Source organism: Psychromonas hadalis ATCC BAA-638 (genome assembly GCF_000420245.1).
Taxonomy (GTDB): Bacteria; Pseudomonadota; Gammaproteobacteria; order Enterobacterales; family Psychromonadaceae; genus Psychromonas; species Psychromonas hadalis.
On sequence record NZ_ATUO01000309.1, the window covers coordinates 1 to 1,674 of the forward strand.

Consider the following 1,674-nt stretch of genomic DNA (forward strand, 5'->3'; position numbering starts at 1 on the left):
CGATTTTGTTTTTAAAATAGCCAGTCACTTAAGGCTTTTTGGAAACAATTTATCGCAAGTTATTTTGTAACGATTCCTTCAGGCTTTTTGAAAAAAATTTAGCGCAAGTTATTGTGTAACGATTCCTTAATGGTTGTGATTCAGAAGATATTATCATATAAACCCTGCAAATATTGCAGTCGCTCAACACTATCACGAAGACTTCCCTCACGATGCTCAATACGCCACAAGCGCTGATACTCAGCGATTAAAGGAAATAAGTGCTCAGAGAGAATAGTGCAGCTATTTACCTCTAACTTTTGCGCTTCAAGGGCATTCTGCTTGACTAATTCAATACCGAATAAACACTCATGCTGTAAAATTTCAGCACTCCAAATAAGCTGTTTTTGTAAATATGAATCACGTATTAATAACAGTTGAGCAAGATACTGTGCTAATTTTTTAAAGACCTGCTTAAAGCCCAATTGTATTAAATCGCGGGCATGTTTTATGTGACGCGCAGATTTTTGGTCAAACAATAAAGACCCAAAGAAAGCACAATTAGGGCAATCGATACCCGCTTCAAGATAGATATCTTGCAACGCCAAAAACAATTCTGCCCGTTTTTTATCACCAGAGCAATAAAGCGTAGCTAACCAATAGTTGATATCAAGATCTCGGTTGTTCTCGACTCCCCATGCCAATGAAGCACCATAGAGGTAACCCGCAATAGGCATGGACGATTGTTGCGCATGACCCATGTCGCCCCATTCAAAAATATAATAAACCACTGCGCCAAATTGAAGACCAGAGCGTGCGCCATTTAACATCTGCTTTTGAGCATTTTTCCAACGACCTGTAATCAAACAACAGTAATTTTCAACCACTCAGGTTATTCTAACGGGTGCAGGCAGTGCATGGTACGATCTCGTTGCAGAGACCTTTAACAGCAACAATTTAGACAAGCGCATCATCCCTGCTATTTTTCTGGGCTGTTACCTTATTCATGACACGGGCATTTACGAGCAGGCTCAACAAGGTGTTTTACGGCGCAGTAAATTGCCTGTGAATTAGAGGGTTCACTGCAATCTAGTTTAGAGGTGTGCGCTTATGTACAATCACTGCCTAAAACAGGCGTTGCTATCATTGGTTTTGGTAAACGTGATGTTGCGTTTAGTGCTGGGCTATCCCTTGCCCAACTGCATTACCGCCCTGCACTGACAAAAAGTACCAATCCCACCAAAGCAGATAAAACCTGGCAACTCACCACCGTGATGGATCAACACGCTTTTATGACCATTCCAGCCAATGCAGACATTTAAAGTGGGAGACATGATCGCATTTTTAACCTCTCATCCCTGCCTTACCTTCGATAAGTGGCGAAATATATTAATGATCAACGATAACTTTCAGATAAAAAAGTGATGCCAACCTACTTTTGATAAATAACATGCTTATTTATAACGCATAACGGCCATGTTTTATACGACTGGCATTTAATTTGCATTTGATTTTAGCTTTTATAGAAATAACACTTGCCAAGGTTATGCTTCCTGTATATTATTCGTCGCACTTAGACAGGAAGCGCAAGCCAACTGAACAAGCAATAAAAACGGACGCGAGATGGAGCAGTATGGTAGCTCGTCGGGCTCATAACCCGAAGGTCGTAGGTTCAAATCCTGCTCTCGCAACCAA

General features: G+C 40.9%; 3 protein-coding genes and 1 tRNA gene. 3 read left to right on the forward strand and 1 reads right to left on the reverse strand.

Annotated features, from left to right (window positions below; all coding sequences use genetic code 11):
• Positions 1 to 140: 140 nt before the first annotated feature.
• Positions 141 to 866 (reverse strand): hypothetical protein, encoded by a 726-nt coding sequence (locus G322_RS0119140; RefSeq protein ID WP_022943266.1) that lies wholly within the window; start codon positions 864 to 866, stop codon positions 141 to 143.
• Positions 867 to 1,079: 213 nt separating this feature from the next.
• Between G322_RS0119140 and G322_RS22520 the strand changes: the two genes are divergently transcribed.
• The 3 genes from G322_RS22520 to G322_RS0119150 all read left to right on the forward strand — a co-directional run bounded on the left by G322_RS22520 (position 1,080) and on the right by G322_RS0119150 (position 1,673).
• Entirely contained in the window at positions 1,080 to 1,301 is a 222-nt protein-coding gene (locus G322_RS22520) for a hypothetical protein (RefSeq protein ID WP_022943267.1), read from the forward strand.
• Positions 1,302 to 1,311: 10 nt separating this feature from the next.
• Positions 1,312 to 1,404 carry a hypothetical protein gene (locus G322_RS24995; RefSeq protein WP_169337501.1) on the forward strand — a complete coding sequence of 31 codons (93 nt, stop codon included), beginning with the start codon at positions 1,312 to 1,314 and terminating at the stop codon, positions 1,402 to 1,404.
• Positions 1,405 to 1,596: 192 nt separating this feature from the next.
• A tRNA-Met gene (locus tag G322_RS0119150) sits at positions 1,597 to 1,673 on the forward strand.
• The last annotated feature ends 1 nt before the right edge of the window (position 1,674 follow it).

Bases quoted from the DNA above. Each gene is read 5' to 3' on its own strand.
- G322_RS24995 (WP_169337501.1), top strand. From the start codon at position 1,312: ATGATCGCATTTTTAACCTCTCATCCCTGCCTTACCTTCGATAAGTGG.